This window comes from Mitsuaria sp. RG (assembly GCF_028369275.1).
Taxonomy (GTDB): Bacteria; Pseudomonadota; Gammaproteobacteria; order Pseudomonadales; family Pseudomonadaceae; genus Aquipseudomonas; species Aquipseudomonas peradeniyensis.
In genome coordinates, this window is the sequence record NZ_JAQMYQ010000032.1 from 1 (window position 1) to 17,009 (window position 17,009).

Below are 17,009 nucleotides of genomic sequence, written 5' to 3' on the forward strand. Positions count from 1 at the left end.
CGGCGCGCGCCTCCCCCTGGACCAGGTCGAGCGGGTGCAGGTGGCCCGAGCCCATGTCCACCAGGCCGCCGGCGTACAGGTCGCTGGCGACGATCTCGCGCATGCGTTCGGGGTTGACCAGGCGGGTCTCGTGGCGATAGCCCAGCTCGGCCAGGTCGCGCTGCTCGTCTTCGAAGGCGGCGAACTGGGCGGGGGTGTTGGCCAGCTCGCAGAAGCCCCAGCGCAGGTCGCATTCGATACCGTACTGTTCGATGCGCCGGGCCACCAGCGCCACCGAATCGATGCCGGCCTGCTTGAGGTAGCGCACGCCGTCCTGGCCGACGTGACGGGCGAAACCGGACACGTCATGGCCGATGCCGCGGATCAGCTGGCCGCCGTTGCGCCCGCTGGCGCCCCAGCCGATGCGGCGGGCTTCCAGCAGGATCACCGAGAGGCCGCGCTCAGCCAGTTCGAGGGCGGCGTTGACCCCGGTCAGGCCGCCGCCGACCACGCAGACATCGGCCTGCAGGTCCTGGTCGAGCGCAGGGTAGGTGGCCGCCAGGCGCGCCGAGGCGGCGTAGTAGGAGGCGGTGTGTTCGTTCATCTGTGGCATGGGCGGGCTCGGCTCAGCGGTTGGACTTGATCTTGCTCCAGGAGCGGGTCATCTGCCGCAGGATCCCGGGGCTCTGCATGGTCGAGACATACAGGTTGTCCAGCACGTCCTGGGGCGGGTAGATCTCGGGGTTGTTCACCAGCGCCGGGTCCATGTCGGCCTTGGCATCCGGGTTGGCGTTGGCGTAGCCGACCGTGGCGCTGACCTTGGCGATCACCTTGGGGTCGAGCAGGTAGTTGATGAAGGCCAGGGCCTGCTCGGGGTTCTTGGCGTCCTTGGGGATGGCCAGCAGGTCGAACCACAGGTTGCTGCCTTCCTTGGGAATGCTGTAGGCGACCTTGACGCCATTGCCGGCCTCCTCGGCGCGGTGGGCGGCCTGCAGCACGTCGCCGGAATAGCCGAAAGCAATGCAGACGTCGCCGTTGGCCAGGTCCGAGACGTACTTGGAGGAGTGGAAGTAGGTGATGTACGGGCGCAGTTCCAGCAGGCGGGCCTCGGCCTTGCGGTAGTCGTCGGCCTTCTCGCTGCGCGGGTTCATGCCCAGGTAGTTGAGCATGGCCGGGAACAGTTCGTCCGGCGAGTCCATGAACGCCACGCCGCATTGCTTGAGCTTCTTCAGGTTCTCGGCTTCGAACAGCACCGCCCAGGAGTCAATCCGGTCGATGCCCAGCACCGCCTTGACCTTGTCGACGTTGTAACCGATGCCGTTGGTGCCCCAGAGGTACGGCACGGCGTACTGGTTGCCCGGATCGTTCTGCTCCAGCTGCTTGAGCAGTTGCGGGTCCAGGTGCTGCCAGTTCGGCAGCTTGCTGCGGTCCAGCGGCAGGAACGCGCCGGCCTGGGCCTGGCGCGCGAGGAAATGGTTGGAGGGCACGACCACGTCGTAGCCGGTGCGCCCGGCCAGCAGCTTGCCCTCCAGGGTCTCGTTGGAGTCGAACACGTCATAGACCACCTTGATCCCGCTGCTGGCCTGGAAATCAGCCAGGGTGGTGTCACCGATGTAGTCGGTCCAGTTGTACACGCTGACCGTCGGCTGGGCCTGGACGGCGGCGCCGAACAGCAGGGCGAAGGTTGCGGGGATCAAAGCTTGCGGATGACGCATGTCGACACCTCGTTGGTCTTGTTCTTCGAATTCGGTGGTGTAGGGGCTGCTGCGCAGCCCATTCGCGGTACAAGGCCGCTCCTACTGAACGCGCGCAGCCCCTGTAGGAGCGGCCTTGTGCCGCGAAAGGGGCGCAAAGCGCCCCCGAGGGGGCTTAAACGCTCAGCAGCAGGAACTCCCGCTCCCACGAGCTGATCACCCGCTTGAAGTTCTCATGCTCGGCGCGCTTGACCGCGACGTAGCCCTGGACGAACTGCTGCCCCAGGTACTGCTGGACCTTCTCGCAGTCTTCCATGTGCTGCAGTGCGTCCTCGATGGTGATCGGCAGGCGCAGGTTGCGTCGCTCGTAGGCGCGGCCCTGCACCGGGGCGCTGGGCTCCAGTTTTTCGACCATGCCGATGTAACCGCACAACAGGCTCGCGGCGATGGCCAGGTAGGGGTTGGCGTCGGCACCCGGCAGGCGGTTCTCCACGCGCATCGCTTCGGGGCTGGACGTTGGCACGCGCAGCCCGGCGGTGCGGTTCTCCTCGCCCCATTCGACGTTCACCGGCGCCGAGGTGTCGGGCAGGAAGCGGCGGAACGAGTTGACGTTCGGCGCGAACATCGGCAGCAGCTTGGGGATGTACTTCTGCAGGCCGCCGATATGGTGCAGGAACAGTTCGCTCATGCTGCCGTCGTCATTGGCGAAGATCGGCTTGCCGGTGGCGATGTCGACCACGCTCTGGTGCAGGTGCATGGCGCTGCCCGGTTCGTCGGTGATCGGCTTGGCCATGAAGGTGGCGGTGACGTTGTGCTTGAGCGCCGCCTCGCGCATCGTGCGCTTGAACACGGTGATCTGGTCGGCCAGGTCCAGGGCGTCGCCATGACGGAAGTTGATCTCCATCTGCGCCGGGCCGTCCTCGTGGATCAGCGTATCCAGGTCCAGGCCCTGGATCTCGCACCAGTCGTAGACGTCCTCGAACAGCGGGTCGAATTCGTTGGCGGCGTCGATGGAGAACGACTGGCGGCCACTCTCGGCGCGCCCAGAGCGGCCCAGCGGCACCTGCAACGGCAGGTCCGGGTCTTCGCAGCGCTGGGTGAGGTAGAACTCCATCTCCGGCGCGACGATCGGTTGCCAGCCCTTGTCGGCGTAGAGTTTCAGGACCTTCTTCAGCACGTTGCGCGGCGACAGCTCGATGGGGTTGCCCTGCTTGTCGAAGGTATCGTGGATGACGATCGCGGTCGGTTCGATGGCCCAGGGGATCTGGTACACCGCCGTGGGGTCGGGGCGGCAGACCATGTCGATGTCGGCGGCGTCGAGCAGGCTGTAGTAGATGTCGTCATCGACGTAGTCGCCGGTGACGGTCTGCAGCAGCACGCTCTCGGGCAGGCGCATGCCGCGCTCGTGGAGGAACTTGGCGGTCGGGGCGATCTTGCCGCGGGCGATGCCGGTCAGGTCGCTGATCACGCATTCGACTTCGGTGATCCGGTGTTCTTTCAGCCAGGTGGACAGCTGATCGAAGGGGGCGTTCATACAAACCTCTTGGTTGGGTAGTTGTGGTGGGACGCAAGGCGTTCATCGCCGCAGGGCACTTCCCACAGGTGACGCTGAGGACTATCTTGGTCGCTGCCCCCCGGGGTGATCTATCCACTTTCTTCAGCTATCAATGCACCAAAAGAGTGCAACTAGGACAGCGCGTGACAACGCCAACCGCCTTGCAGGTCCAGGACATCCGCACCACCGACGTGACCGAACAGACCCGCGCCACCCCTGGATGGCAGCAGCAGTACCGGCAGATGTCCCCCGGGCATTTCAACGGCCAGCTGCGCTGGCTGGGGCTCGACGGCGTCGAGGTGTACGAGGAGCGCCTGAACACCCGGGTCGAGCAGTTCTTCCGCGCCCCCAGCGGTGCCCTGGCGTTCTGCTTCGACCGTAGCGAGAACAGCCTCTACCTGCTCAACGAAGACAGCCGCAACATCTGGATCACCCCGGAGAACTACCAGGAAGTGGCGGTGGTGTTCGAGCAGCCGTTCCTGGCCAGCCATGGCCTTGACCTGGAGCGTCTGCGCGGCCTGTTCATGGTGCCGCTGACCTGCCAGCAGAATGCCCTGTTCGGCAACTGGCTGAGCGCCACCCTGACCCGGCTGGGCCAGGCCGATTGCCCGCTGGAGGGCAGGGCGCTGGCCGAGCAGTTGCTGGAGGACTGCCTGTTCATCCTCGACAACGCTGGGCAGCGTCTGCAGGGCGAGGCGCTCGGACGGCGCGACGAGGAGCGGGCGATCATGCGCCGGGTCAGCGAATGGGCCGCCGACTGCCCCGACGAGACCCTCAACCTGGTGGAGCTGGCCAAGGTCGCCGGGGTTTCCGTGCGTCAGTTGCAGCAAGCCTTCAAGGGCTTCACCAACCTGCCGCCGGCACACTGGTTGCGCCTGCGGCGGCTGAACGGCGCGCGGCGCGACTTGCTGGCAGGCGACGCGACCGTGGCCGAGGTGGCTATGCGCTGGTCGTTCTGGCATCTGGGGCGGTTTTCCGAAAGCTACCGCCAGCTGTTCCGCGAACTGCCGAGCGAGACGCTCAGGCGTGGTCGGGGAAACTGATTACGAAAGGTCTGCTTGGGCGGTTTCCGGCAGTTGCCGAACTTCCTGTGTAGGAGCGGCCTTGTGCCGCGAACGGGCCGCAGAGCGGCCCCGGCGATCTGTCTTGTGGCGCAGGCCCTGGGGGCGCTACGCGCCCCGTTCGCGGCACAAGGCCGCTCCTACACAGGGATCGCGCAGGGTTTGAGGCAGAGGGTCAGTTGCGGTCCAGCCACACCGTCTGGGCGTTGGTGAACTCGCGCACGCCGAAGTGCGACAGCTCACGGCCGAACCCGCTCTTCTTCACACCGCCGAACGCCACGCGAGGGTCAGAGGCGCAGTAGCCGTTGATGAACACGCCACCGGTGTCCAAAGTCGCGGTCATGCGCTCGGCCAAGGCATAGTCAGCGGTGTAGATCGTTGCGGCCAGGCCGAATTCACTGTCGTTGGCCAGCTCCACCGCGTGGTCTGCATCGCGGGCGCTGATGATCGCCGCCACCGGGCCGAACAGCTCTTGCTTGAAGGCGGTCATGTCCGGGGTGACGTTGGCGAACACGGTAGGCGCGTAGAAGTTGCCCACGCCTTCGATCTTGCTGCCGCCCAGCAGCAGGGTGGCGCCCTCGGCCAGGGTTGCCTGGACCTGGCCGTCGAGTTCGTCGCGCAGGTCGTAGCGGGCCATCGGGCCGATGTAGGTGGCGTCGTCCAGTGGGTTGCCGATGGTCAGCGCGCGGGTGGCCGCGACGAACTTCTCGGTGAACGCTTCGACGATGCTTTGCTCGACGATCAGGCGCTTGGCGGCGGCGCAGACCTGCCCGGTGTTCTGGTAACGGCCGATCACGGCGGCCTTGACCGCGGCATCGAGGTCGGCGTCGGCCAGCACGATGAACGGGTCGGAACCGCCCAGTTCGAGCACGCACTTCTTCAGTGCGGCGCCGGCCTGCGCGCCGATGGCCATGCCGGCGCGCACGCTGCCGGTAAGAGTGATGGCGGCGATGCGCGGATCGTTGATGGCGCGGGTGACGCCTTCGGGGGTGACGTTGAGCACCTCGAACACGCCTTCAGGCAGGCCGGCGCGCTTGAACAGGTCGGCCAGCAGATAGGCGCTGCCCATCACGTTGGGCGCGTGCTTGAGCACGTAGGTGTTGCCCGCCAGCAGCGCCGGTACCGCGCCGCGCAGCACCTGCCAGACCGGGAAGTTCCACGGCATCACGGCGAGGATCGGGCCCAGCGGGCGGTATTCGATGCGGGCCTTTTCGACCTGGGTCGGCTCCGGCGCCAGCATGGCCGGGCCGTGTTCGGCGTACCACTGGCACAGGCCGACACACTTGTTGACTTCGCCGCGGGCCTGGCTGATCGGTTTGCCGATCTCGCGGGCGATCATCTGGGCGAAGGCCTCGGCGTTGACCTGCAGGGCTTGCCCGAGCGCGACCAGATACTCGCTGCGCTGCCCCAGCGACACTTTGCGCCACTGGTTGTAGCCCGCCTTGGCGCGTTGCAGCGCCGCGTCCAGTGCGGCGTCGGTGTCGAAGGCGTAGTGGCCGATCCGTTCGCCGCTGTAGGGGTCGACGGAAATGGCGTGGGTCAGGCTGCTGATCTCGCTCATGGCAGGACTCTCATTGTTTTGATCGGGTGAGCCCAGACTAGGGGTAGCGTGCTTTAATGAAAACTGAATAATAATGAGCGAAACATTCACGTTTGGAGAATGACCGTGGACCTGGTGCAACTCGAGATGTTCAAGGCCGTGGCCGAGCACGGCAGCATCAGCGCCGCCGCCCAGCAGATCCATCGGGTGCCGTCGAACCTGACCACCCGCATCAAGCAGCTGGAGGAGGACCTGGGCGTCGAGCTGTTCATCCGCGAGAAAAGCCGCCTGCGCCTGTCGCCGGCCGGCTGGAATTTCCTCGAGTACACCCGGCGCATCCTTGACCTGGTGCATGAGGCGCGGCTGACCGTGGCGGGCGAGGATCCCCAGGGCACCTTCGCCCTGGGTTCGCTGGAAAGCACGGCGGCGGTACGCATCCCGGCCTTGCTGGCGGCGTACAACCAGCGCTACCCCAAGGTTGACCTGGACCTCTCCACCGGCCCGTCGGGGACCATGCTCGAAGGCGTGCTGTCCGGGCGCCTGGTGGCGGCCTTCGTCGATGGCCCGGTGCTGCACCCGACGCTCGAGGGCATGCCGGTGTTCGAAGAAGAGATGATGGTCATCGCGCCGCTCAACCACCCACCGGTCACCCGTGCCCGTGATGTGAACGGTTCGAGCATCTACGCGTTTCGTGCCAACTGCTCGTACCGCCACCATTTCGAGAGCTGGTTCGTCCATGACCAGGCGGTGCCGGGCAAGATTCACGAGATGGAGTCGTACCACGGCATGCTGGCCTGCGTCAGTGCCGGCGCGGGCCTGGCGATGATGCCGCGCAGCATGCTCGACAACATGCCGGGGTGCAGCACGGTCAGTGCCTGGCCGATGGCCGAGGACTTCCGCTACCTGAAGACCTGGCTGGTGTGGCGGCGGGGCACGGTGTCGCGCAGCCTGAGCATGTTCATCAAGCTGCTGGAAGAGCGTCGAGAGCTGCCTACGCCCTGACGGACTAACGGTGCGCCGGGATGCGAACCCCAGCCTCGGAAAATCCTCCAAATTGTGTAGACCATCCCCCAAGCGGGAGGAATGCACCATGTGTACCCATCATTACGGCCTGTGCGCGGCGCTGTTGCTGGCCTTGGCCATGCCCTGGACATTGGCGGCGGCCGCCGACCTGAACGCGCCCATCGATTCGCAAGGCGTGCAGCTGCAGCCCCAGGAACAGAACGGCATCCGTTACCTGCAGGGCGGCATCGGCCAGGACGAGGCCAATGCCCTGCGCCGCACGCCCGGCTATGACTTGCACATCACCCTCTCGACCGGCCCGGACGGCAAGTTCCAGAGCGGTGCCGCGCTGGATATCCAGTCGGCCCAGGGGCAATCGGTGCTGGCGCTGCAGGACGTCGGGCCGCTGATCTTCGTGCAGTTGCCTGCGGGGCACTACCGGGTGATCGGCAATGCCGATGGCCGTACCGTGCAACAGCAGGTGACGGTGGATGGCAAGGCGCCGGCGCGGGTTGATCTGAACTGGCGCTGAGGGCCAGCCCTTTCAAGGTCTTTTGGGCGCCAGGCGATAGACCGATTGAGGGCTACCACGTGTCCGCCGTCAGGCTGGCAGCGCCTGTGAGATCGAGCGCCGCCCGCGCGGCACAAGGCCGCTCACACAGGCATAGCGCGTGGCTTGAGGGCCGCGCGGTCGCTGTGGGAGCGGCTTCAGCCGCGAACACCGGCGCAGCCGGTGCCAGGCACCGCGTCGCCTGCTTCGCGGGTAAACCCGCTCCCACAGGGATCGCGCCAGATTCTAAAAATTGAGCAAGACAGTTGCTCCCACATTTGTTTCGGGCCCATTTCTCCTGTGCCATTACCTGGTCCGCTCTGTTGGTACGACGCGGTTTCAGCGTGGTCGCTACCGCCGCTCCACATGGCTCAAGACATGCGCCAAAGCGGGCAGCGGTACCCTTACAGGACTCACTGGCCCGAAACAGATGTAGGAGCGGCCTTGTGCCGCGATGCGCCGCGCGGGCGGCGCTCGATCTCATAGGCGCAGGAGCCTTCGCGGCGAACACCAAGACGAATGAACCCTTGAATGGAACGCAGTGTCCTTAGCCAATAGTGGCAAATCACTTTTCACTTTCAGAGCATTCGGACAATAATCGAGGAAGTATTACCACTTGTAACCCGGTTGGATGTGCCGGGGCGCTGGTGCACAACGAGGGGCGCAGCCCCCACTTGCCCGCAGGCACGCGCCAGGTCGCGCGCCTGCCCGTGAAGACCATCAGGAGAAGTCATTTGATGAAGACCCGTCTCGCCACTACGTTGGCTGCCGCTGTGCTGGCATTCGCCGGCGCCAACCTGGCCCAGGCCGCCCAGGTGTCCGGTGCCGTCGGCGCCACTGGCCAGGGCGACATGACCTACCGTATCGGGATGTCGTTCGACTGGGACAAGAAATGGCTGGAAAGCAGCACCGGCCACCTGACCGGTTACTGGGACGCGGCCTACACCTACTGGGAAGGCGGCGAGGCCAGCGGCGCTCACTCGCTGTCGTTCAGCCCGGTGTTCGTCTATGAGTTCAGTGGTTTCACTTACACCCCGTTCATCGAGGCCGGTATCGGCCTGGCGGCATTCTCCAAGACCGACGTGGGCGACCAGCGCCTGGGCTCGTCGGTGAACTTCGAGGACCGGATCGGTTTTGGCCTGAAACTGCCGGCGGAGCAGAAGGTTGGCATCCGTGCGATGCACTATTCCAACGCTGGGCTGAAGCAGCCTAACGATGGGATCGAGTCGTACTCGCTGTTCTATAGCAAAGGGTTCTGAACCGAACAAACCCGCTCCCGCAGCGTGGGAGCGGGCTTGCCCCGCGATGCTGCCTCAACGCACCGCCTTGATCGCCAGCACATTGCACAGCGGGTGCTCCAGCACATGCGCCGTGGTGCCGCCGAGAAACGCCTGCAAGGCATCGTGCCGGTGGTTGCCCATGACGATCACATCCACCCGGTGGGCGGCGATGTACTGGGTGATCGCCTTGACCGCCGGGCCTTCGAGGAAGTGACGACGCTCCAGGTCAATCTGGTAGTGGTCGCCCAAGCGGTTGAATGCCGTGCGCTGGGCCGTGCGCACGCTGGTGTCGAACCCGGGCATGGTCACGGTGCCGGCGCCGAAGTCGGCGATATGGGTCCTGGTCGCATCACACACGTGCAACAGGTGCAGCTCGGCATTGCACTGCAGGGCCAGGGCGTGGGCGCTGCGGATCACCTGGTCGTCCAGATGCTCGCCGCTGCCATGGCTGTTGAGGTCGACCGCTGCGGCGATCTGTCGGGGCAGGGGCAGGCGGATGTCGCTGACCAGGTGCACCGCCACCGGGCTGTCCTTGAGCAGTTGCCAGTCCAAAGGGGTGACCAGCAGGCGCTTGAGGATGGGTTCGTGCTGCACGTCCTTGACCAGCAGGTCGCAGCCCAGGCGCTCGATCTGCTCCAGCACGCTGCTCAATGGATCGCGGGTCAGCAGCAGTTCGGTGGAGACATCCAGGCCGGCGTTGCGCAGTCGCTCGGCCTCGTCGGCCAGCCACTGGCGGTTGTCCTCGAGCAGGCGTTCGCGCTCGCGGCTGTCGCTCATCAGGCCGAAAGTGTCGACATCGTCGACGAAGACATTGAGGTCCAGCAGGGCCCCGCTGGATTCGGCCAGCGCCGCGGCGCGCTGCAGGGCAGGCGTATGGCGCATCTGCGGGCCGAGCATGACCAACAATCGCTTGAACTGGCTCATCTCACACCTCCACGTGTGGCAGCCCCCTGTTCAGTCTAGACCCGCCGCCGGTGAAATCCTGCGCAGCGACGGCGGGTCGTCTTTCAGTGCGGCGCGCGCGGGATGGTCTTGAGCAGGTCTTCCGGGCTGATGTGCCCGACTACCTGGGCCACCGCGCTGCCCGGGGTCGGCAGGTCGATGATGTGGCTCTTCATCTTGCCGATCACGTGCATCTCGCAAGGCTTGCAGTCGAACTTCAGGGTCAGCACTTCATCGCCCTGGATCAGCTGCATCGGCGCCACCTTGGTGCGCACGCCGGTTACGCCCTTGGCCTGCTTGGGGCACAGGTTGAAGGAGAAGCGCAGGCAGTGCTTGGTGATCATCACCGGCACTTCGCCGTGCTCCTCATGGGCCTCGTAGGCGGCGTCGATCAGCTGCACGCCGTGGCGGTGGTAGAAGTCGCGGGCCTTCTGGTTGTAGACGTTGGCCAGGAACGACAGGTGCGACTCGGGGTACACCGGCGGTGGCGTGGTCTCGGCCTTGCGTCCGCCCCGTGGGTGCGCCTGGATCCGTGCTGCGGTCAGCGCCTCGATGGCTTCGCGGCGCAGGGCCTTGAGCTGCGAGTTGGGGATGAAGTAAGCCTGTGGTGCATCGAGCTCGATGGCCGTGGCGTGGTACATCGTGGTCCCCAGCTGACCAAGCAGGTCGTGCAGTTGGTCCAGGGCCTGCTGTGGCTTGTTGGCGGCACCGAACGGCCCGTCGAGGGCCACTTGCACACTGACACCCTCTTCACTGCTGAGGGTGAGCATCAGGCGCTGTTCGCGCAGTACCGCATGCCACTCGACACCGACCCGACGCTCGGCGGAGGTGCGCTGCAGCGCCTGCTGCCAGTTGTGGTCGAGGTTGCGCGACAGCGGGTGGTTGGGGCGCAGCTTGTACAGGCCCTCGGGCATCTCGTTGGGCTCGACGCGGTAGCGGTAGCGTTTCTGGCCGTCTTCCTCGGATTCGCTTTTCAGCTCGGCGATGTTGGCGCGGAAACCCACGACCTCGCGCTTGACCAGCACGTTGAGGCCGTCGCCGTTGGTCAGCGGGACATCGGTGGCCACCAGCAGGTCGCGTTTGCCGACTTTCTCCACCACGCCCACCGGCAGGCCGGTGAAGGTCGGCGAGTCAAAGGCGCCGATGTCGATCTTGCGATCACTGACGAAGTAGTCGGTGCTGCCACGGTGGAAGGTCTTGTCCGGGTCCGGCACGAAGAAGTGCTCGGTACGCCCGCTCGAGGCGCGGGCCAGTTCAGGACGGTCCTCGAGGATGGCGTCGAGTTCCTTGCGGTAGTGGGCGGTGATGTTCTTCACATAGCCCACGTCCTTGTAGCGACCCTCGATCTTGAACGAGCGCACGCCGGCATCGACCAGGTCGCGCAGGTTGGCGGTCTGGTTGTTGTCCTTCATCGACAGCAGGTGCTTCTCGAAGGCCACCACGCGGCCCTGGTCGTCCTTGAGGGTGTAGGGCAGGCGGCAGGCCTGGGAGCAGTCGCCACGGTTGGCGCTGCGACCGGTCTGGGCGTGGGAGATGTTGCACTGGCCGGAGAAGGCCACGCACAGCGCACCATGGATGAAGAACTCGATGGCCGCGTCGGTCTCGGCGGCAATGCTGCGGATCTGCTGCAGGTTCAGCTCGCGGGCCAGCACCAGCTGGGAGAACCCGGCCTGGTCAAGGAACTTGGCCCGCTCCAGGGTACGGATGTCGGTCTGGGTGCTGGCGTGCAACTCGATCGGCGGGATATCCAGTTCCATCACCCCCAGATCCTGCACGATCAGCGCATCGACACCGGCGTCGTACAGCTGGTGGATCAGCTTGCGGGCAGGCTCCAGCTCGTTGTCGTGGAGGATGGTGTTGATGGTGGTGAAGACGCGGGCATGATAGTGCCGGGCGAACTCTACCAGTTCGGCGATATCGCTGACTTCGTTGCAGGCGTTGTGGCGCGCGCCGAAGCTCGGGCCGCCGATGTAGATGGCGTCGGCGCCATGCAGGATCGCCTCGCGGGCGATGCTCACGTCACGGGCAGGGCTGAGCAGTTCCAGGTGGTGCTTTGGAAGGGACATGTCGTTATAGGTTCGGGCTGTCACGGTAAGGCGGGCATTGTAGCGGTGAATCGGGGCGGGGGCATCCCATAACCGATGAACTTGCCCGGAACGACGGTCAGGAGCTTGTTAACCCTTGGAGAAGAGGTGGCGACTGACATTTTTGCCAGTTTTGCGGGCCAGGTAACGGTGATAGCCTCATGGCCACCATTTCCTGGCAAAAGGTATTGCCATGACATCCACATGTTCGTTGGCCATGGTCGATCAGCAGCGATCGGTATTGGGTGGCTCCGGTCCGGCCAGGGCCTATACGCCCTATGGAGGACATTCCGACAAGCGGGGAGCCGTGTTGGCTTATTGCGGCCAGGCTCGTGATCAGTTGACGGGTCATTATCATTTGGGGAATGGGCATCGGACCTTCAGCCCGTTCGTGATGCGGTTCAACTCACCTGATCGGTTGAGTCCTTTTGGTATGGGAGGTATTAATGCCTATGCCTATTGCCATGGGGATCCTGTAAATTTTTATGATCAAAACGGTAAGGATGAGACCCGGTTGGGCTTTGCGATTTCAGCCGTGGCCTTAGGTGGATGGGGGGCAGAGAAGTTCTTTAATCATATTGAAATGGCATCAAAGTTAAGTAGGGTCGAGGCGCTTCAGAGGATATTAACGGAAAATGGAGTTCCGGCAGGGCCAAAAGTCCTTCCTTGGGAAAAAAGTGACCGCATTAAGGGCGCCGTATCAAGCAGTATGGCGGCGATTGGAGGCGTGGCGGCGGCTGCATATTTCTACACTGTGCCGGCTAGTTGGTCTGGGGCGAAGTACACTGATGTTGCTGCGGGAGGTGCAGTGACAGTTTTGACTATTGGTTCCAAAGCACACGACCGAATAATCGGTAATAATGGCGCTGAAATTGACAAGAAGTTGGAGTTCTTAATGAGGAGCTTCGAAGGTATGGATGACAGTCTAGTGGAGGTCGTTACAGTATCTCGCACTGAACAAGCCTCGCAACGTGCAGCTGAGTGGGTAGCAACTCAAACCAATACACTAGTGCGCAGTATGAGTGAGCAGACGTCATACGGAAGTTTCCAGAACATACCGGGTAGTGAATCCTAAAAGGGCCGCATTATAGGTGCGGCCCTTGAGCGACCAATCAGCCTTTTGCCGCCATCGCCGTCACTTCCACACGCATCCCCTCGACCGCCAGCGAAGCCACGCCCACCGCCGCGCGCACTGGCCACGGCTTTTTGAAGAACCGCTGGTACACCTCGTTGAACGCCGCCCGGTCGGCCATGTCGGTCAGGTAGATGGTCAGGTGCAGCACCCGGTCCATCGAACTGCCGGCCCGTTCCAGGGCGACCTTGAGCGCCTGCAAGGTACATTCGCATTGGGTGGTGATGTCGCCCAGTTCGAGGCTGCCGTCGGCCTGCACGGGGATCTGGGTGCTGACCAGGACGCCGTTGTACTCGGCAACGTCCGAGGAGATCGAGTCGGCGTCCGGGTCGGGGGTGTAGATGATGTCGCTGTTAGCCATGGGGTTTCGCCTTGCAACGGAAGGAAACCGCCAAGCCTACGCGAGCGGGTCAAGCAGGTCGAGGCGTGGCGGCCGGTCGCGGGCATTTGAAATGCGCGGCGCGGGCGGTCAGAATCGCGCCCCGACCCGGCCACAGGCGCCGGGCCTAGGTTGTCAGAAGAGGCTTGCGTTGAACGAACACACATTGTCCATGCGTCTGGAGCGCGTGGCCGCCCATGTGCCGACCGGGGCGCGGTTGGCCGATATCGGCTCGGACCATGGCTACCTGCCAGTGGCGCTGGTGCGCCGCGGTGCGATTGCCGCAGCGGTGGCCGGCGAGGTGGCGCTCACGCCCTACGAGGCCGCACGGCGCACGGTGCGCGAGAACGGCCTGGAGGATCGCATCACCGTGCGTCATGCGAGTGGCCTTGCGGCGATCGAGCCGGGCGATGGCGTCACCGCGATCAGTATCTGCGGCATGGGCGGCGAGACCATTCGCGACATTCTCGAGGCTGGCAAGCAGCATCTGGGCGGGCACGAGCGCCTGGTCCTGCAACCCAACGGCGGCGAGCCGGCGTTGCGCCAGTGGCTGATGGACAACGGCTACCGGATCGTCGGCGAGGAAGTGCTGCGGGAAAACCGCTTCGACTACGAAATCATCGTCGCCGAACGTGCCGAGGCGGTCGCCTATACGGCCGAGCAGCTGTACTTCGGCCCGCTGCTGATGCAGGCACGCAGCCCGGCTTTCCTGTTCAAGTGGCAGCGCATGCTGCGCCAGAAGCAGCAGAGCCTGGACAACTTCGCCCGGGCACGCCAGCCGGTGCCCGAGGACAAGGTGCGCGACATCACCCGCCAGGCCGGCTGGATCCGCGAATTGCTGGCCTGAGCCTAATGCCAGTCAGTTAGTGCTTCATCGTAGTTATTGGGGCTGCTTTGCAACCCTTCGCGGGTAAACCCGCTCCCACAGGATCGCGCAAACGCTGAATAGAGCGCTGTACTTGTGGGAGCGGCTTTACCCGCGAAGGGGCGCGGAGCGACCCCAATTGGCTTTACTGACTGGCATCAGGCCTGAGCCCATTCATTTCGGGTTGACCACGCTGGCCGGCACCTTCAGCACCAACATGCCACCGAAGACGATGGCCACGGCCAGCACCTGCAGGGCCAGGCCAGGGTTGGCGGTGCTGTCGCGCATCCAGCCGATCAGGTAGGGCGCGGCGAACGAGGCAATGCTGCCGAACGAGCTGATCATGGCGATACCGGCGGCCTGGGTGTCACTTGCCAGGAACGCCGGCGGCAGTTGCCAGAACATCGGCAGCGCGGCGCTGGCGCCCATGCCGGCGATCACCAGCCCGGTCATTACCAGCAAGGCATTGCCCGGCGCCGACCCGGCCAGGGCGATGCCGGCGGCGGCCATCAGCAGCGGCACGCACAGGTGCCAGCGGCGTTCGCGCTGGCGATCCGAGGAGCGCCCGCAACCGAGCATGAACAGGCATCCGGCCAGATAGGGGATGGCGCTGAGCAGGCCGACCTGGCCATCGCTGCCGATACCGGCGCCGTGGATCAGACTGGGCATCCAGAAAGCCAGGGTGTTGACCGCCAGCATCACCGCGCAATACACCGCCACCAGCAGCCAGACCTGCGGGTCGCCGAGCAGGCCGCGCAGCGAGCTGATCGGCTTGTGCCGCTCCTCGCCGGCCATCTCCTCGCGCAGCGCCCGCTTCTGCCCGGCGTCGAGCCAGGCGACCTGCTCGAAGCTGTCCGGCAGGCACTTGAGCACCACCAGTCCGAGCAGCACCACTGGCAGGCCCTCGATCAGGAACATCCATTGCCAACCGCGCAGGCCGCCCTGGTCGTGGAAGGCCTGGAGAATGCCGCCGGACAACGGCCCGCCGACCACGCCGGCCAAGGGCACGGCAATGGCGAACAGCGCGGTGACCTGGGCGCGGCGCCGGGCCGGGTACCAGCGGTTGAGCACCACGAGGATGCCGGGGAAGAAACCCGCTTCAGCCACCCCCAAAAGAAACCGCAGGGCATAGAAACCGGCGGCGTCCTGCACCCACATCATGCCGGTGGACAACAGGCCCCAGACCACCATCAGGGTGGCGATCCAGCGGCGCGGCCCGATCCGCTCCAGCGCCAGGTTGCTGGGCACGCCGAACAGCGCGTAGGCGATGAAGAACAGGCCGGCGCCCAGGCCGTAGACCGTGTCGGAAAAGCCCAGGTCGGCGCTCATCTGCATCTTGGCGAAGCCGATGTTGATGCGATCCAGATGGGCGAACAGGTAGCACACCAGCAGCAGCGGCATCAGCCGCCAGGTGATGCGGGCATGGGTGGCGTCGCAGGCGCGCACGGACGTGGCCGTGGAGGTTTCTATCGTATTCATGGTCCGGGACGTTCTTGTTGTTGTCCCGGCAGATCATGCGGCGGTGTCGCGGGCGGGCAAATGCACTTTCAGCAAGATGGCTGGTATTTTTCCCAGGGCTTACAGCTGCGAGCAGTTGCCCATCTGGCGATAGTCGACTTCGCGGGTCTGGCCCTGGTGGTCGACGTAGACCATGTGCGCGGTGCCCACCTGGCAGTCGGCGTCATTGCTGGCCGGGGTGATCGAGATGACCTTGGCGATGTCCAGCGGCATGCCGTATTCGTAGGTGCTGGCAGTGGTGTCGGCCAGTGCGCCAAACGAGGCGAGGGTGGCGCTCAGGGCAAGCAGGGCGATCGAACGTTTCATGACAGGCTCCTCATTTATTGCGGATAGCTAATGATCCATTCATTTGTGTTTCACAATAAATGGGCTATCACGTGATAGATTGCTGCCTTTCATGTATGAATGAGGCTGCCTGCCCATGGACATGCTGCATGCGATGCGAACCTTCGCCCGGGTAGTGGAGTGCGGCAGCTTCGCCGCGGCGGCCCAGGCCCTGGATATCTCTGCGGCGCAGGTGTCGCGGATCGTCGCGGAGCTGGAGAACCAGTTGCAGACCCGCCTGCTGCACCGCACCACCCGGCGCCTGCGCATGAGCGAGGCGGGGGAGCGGTTTCTCGAGCGCACCCGGCAGATCATGCTGCTCACCGAGGAGGCGGTGGACGAGGCCCGTGGCGCCCACCTCACGCCTCGCGGCCACCTGCGTTTCCATTGCACCCATGGCCTGGGGTTGCTGATGATGCCGCTGGTGGCACGCTACAACGCCACCTGCCCGGAAGTGGTGATGGAACTGACCCTGTCGCAGCGCAACCCCGACCCGCTGGCCGAGGGGCACGATGTGGTGATCACCATCGGCCAGGGCCTGCCGGACTCGCAACTGATCGCCATCCCGCTGGGCAGCATCCACAGCATCCTCTGTGCCTCCCCGGAGTACCTGGCCCGCCACGGCGTGCCCGAGCGGCCTGAGGATTTGCACGACCACGTCTGCCTGCGCACGGTCGACCCGCTGTTCGAGGAGGACTGGTCGTTCGAGGGCCATCCCGACAACTGTGTGATCGTGCCCCAGGACACCTTCCTCACCAACGTCGCCGACGCCATGCTCAAGGCCACCGAACTGGGCATGGGCGTGGGGCTGCTGCCGTACTACTCGGCGAGCCAGGCCATGGAGGAGGGGCGCCTGTGCCGGCTGCTGGCGCCGCACCGGCTGCGCCAGCGCGAGATCTATGCGATCTATCCGTCGCGGCATTACCTGGATGCCAAGGTGCGTACCTGGCTGGACTTTCTCAAGGAGCAGTTGCCGTTGCTGTTTGCCGAGCACCAGCGGGTGGTGGATGAGCCTCGCTACTGGCGTTGACGCATATCGCGGGGCAAGTCCTTTCAAGGTTTTTGCAATTTTTGCATATGACCGCTCCAACTCAGGATTGCTGG

General features: G+C 64.7%; 16 protein-coding genes. 7 read left to right on the top strand and 9 right to left on the bottom strand.

Annotated features, from left to right (window positions below; translation table 11 throughout):
- From POF53_RS17705 to POF53_RS17715, 3 genes are all read right to left on the bottom strand, one after another.
- On the bottom strand, positions 1-592 hold a 592-nt coding region (locus tag POF53_RS17705), incomplete at its 3' end, for an NAD(P)/FAD-dependent oxidoreductase (protein ID WP_498968754.1).
- A gap of 13 nt (positions 593-605) precedes the next feature.
- Positions 606-1,694 (bottom strand): polyamine ABC transporter substrate-binding protein, encoded by a 1,089-nt coding sequence (locus POF53_RS17710; protein WP_203652404.1) that lies wholly within the window; start codon positions 1,692-1,694, stop codon positions 606-608.
- 154 nt (positions 1,695-1,848) lie between these two features.
- Positions 1,849-3,207 (bottom strand): glutamine synthetase family protein, encoded by a 1,359-nt coding sequence (locus POF53_RS17715; RefSeq protein ID WP_028689491.1) that lies wholly within the window; start codon positions 3,205-3,207, stop codon positions 1,849-1,851.
- A 164-nt stretch (positions 3,208-3,371) separates the two neighbouring features.
- On the opposite strand from POF53_RS17715, the gene POF53_RS17720 reads away from it, so the two are divergent.
- Positions 3,372-4,271 (top strand): helix-turn-helix domain-containing protein, encoded by a 900-nt coding sequence (locus tag POF53_RS17720; RefSeq protein WP_050705595.1) that lies wholly within the window; start codon positions 3,372-3,374, stop codon positions 4,269-4,271.
- Positions 4,272-4,464: 193 nt separating this feature from the next.
- On the opposite strand, the gene POF53_RS17725 is transcribed toward POF53_RS17720, so the two are convergent.
- Complete coding sequence (locus POF53_RS17725; protein ID WP_232855513.1) at positions 4,465-5,850, bottom strand: aldehyde dehydrogenase family protein; 1,386 nt, start codon at positions 5,848-5,850, stop codon at positions 4,465-4,467.
- Between the two features lie 99 nt (positions 5,851-5,949).
- On the opposite strand from POF53_RS17725, the gene ptrR reads away from it, so the two are divergent.
- The 3 genes from ptrR (at position 5,950) to POF53_RS17740 (ending at position 8,640) form a co-directional block, all read left to right on the top strand.
- Positions 5,950-6,831, top strand: a complete 882-nt coding sequence (ptrR, locus tag POF53_RS17730; RefSeq protein ID WP_189657320.1) for a putrescine utilization regulator PtrR — start codon at positions 5,950-5,952, stop codon at positions 6,829-6,831.
- Between the two features lie 88 nt (positions 6,832-6,919).
- The gene (locus tag POF53_RS17735; protein WP_203652406.1) at positions 6,920-7,363 is read left to right on the top strand and encodes a carboxypeptidase regulatory-like domain-containing protein; all 444 of its coding nucleotides are present in this window, start codon (positions 6,920-6,922) and stop codon (positions 7,361-7,363) included.
- 755 nt (positions 7,364-8,118) lie between these two features.
- A complete protein-coding gene (locus POF53_RS17740; RefSeq protein ID WP_203652407.1) occupies positions 8,119-8,640 on the top strand; it encodes an acyloxyacyl hydrolase in 522 nt (173 codons plus the stop codon).
- Positions 8,641-8,694: 54 nt separating this feature from the next.
- Here POF53_RS17740 and POF53_RS17745 read toward each other — a convergent pair whose 3' ends face one another.
- Positions 8,695-9,585 (bottom strand): universal stress protein, encoded by an 891-nt coding sequence (locus tag POF53_RS17745; protein ID WP_232855512.1) that lies wholly within the window; start codon positions 9,583-9,585, stop codon positions 8,695-8,697.
- A gap of 83 nt (positions 9,586-9,668) precedes the next feature.
- Positions 9,669-11,669 (bottom strand): peptidase U32 family protein, encoded by a 2,001-nt coding sequence (locus POF53_RS17750; protein WP_232855511.1) that lies wholly within the window; start codon positions 11,667-11,669, stop codon positions 9,669-9,671.
- Positions 11,670-11,904: 235 nt separating this feature from the next.
- Here POF53_RS17750 and POF53_RS17755 point away from each other — a divergent pair, with 235 nt between their 5' ends.
- Positions 11,905-12,762 (top strand): RHS repeat-associated core domain-containing protein, encoded by an 858-nt coding sequence (locus tag POF53_RS17755; protein WP_232855510.1) that lies wholly within the window; start codon positions 11,905-11,907, stop codon positions 12,760-12,762.
- Positions 12,763-12,799: 37 nt separating this feature from the next.
- Here the strand turns inward: POF53_RS17755 and POF53_RS17760 are convergent, their stop codons facing one another.
- Positions 12,800-13,180 carry a RidA family protein gene (locus tag POF53_RS17760; protein WP_232855509.1) on the bottom strand — a complete coding sequence of 127 codons (381 nt, stop codon included), beginning with the start codon at positions 13,178-13,180 and terminating at the stop codon, positions 12,800-12,802.
- A 169-nt stretch (positions 13,181-13,349) separates the two neighbouring features.
- Between POF53_RS17760 and POF53_RS17765 the strand changes: the two genes are divergently transcribed.
- A complete protein-coding gene (locus tag POF53_RS17765; protein ID WP_332880049.1) occupies positions 13,350-14,045 on the top strand; it encodes a tRNA (adenine(22)-N(1))-methyltransferase in 696 nt (231 codons plus the stop codon).
- A gap of 192 nt (positions 14,046-14,237) precedes the next feature.
- Here the strand turns inward: POF53_RS17765 and POF53_RS17770 are convergent, their stop codons facing one another.
- The gene (locus POF53_RS17770) at positions 14,238-15,542 is read right to left on the bottom strand and encodes an MFS transporter (RefSeq protein WP_232855507.1); all 1,305 of its coding nucleotides are present in this window, start codon (positions 15,540-15,542) and stop codon (positions 14,238-14,240) included.
- Positions 15,543-15,641: 99 nt separating this feature from the next.
- Positions 15,642-15,887: a DUF2790 domain-containing protein gene (locus POF53_RS17775; RefSeq protein ID WP_110738166.1), complete on the bottom strand. Its 246-nt coding sequence runs from the start codon at positions 15,885-15,887 to the stop codon at positions 15,642-15,644.
- Positions 15,888-16,002: 115 nt separating this feature from the next.
- Between POF53_RS17775 and POF53_RS17780 the strand changes: the two genes are divergently transcribed.
- Positions 16,003-16,935, top strand: coding sequence for a LysR family transcriptional regulator (locus POF53_RS17780; protein WP_232855506.1), 933 nt, complete (start codon positions 16,003-16,005; stop codon positions 16,933-16,935).
- Positions 16,936-17,009 lie beyond the last annotated feature (74 nt).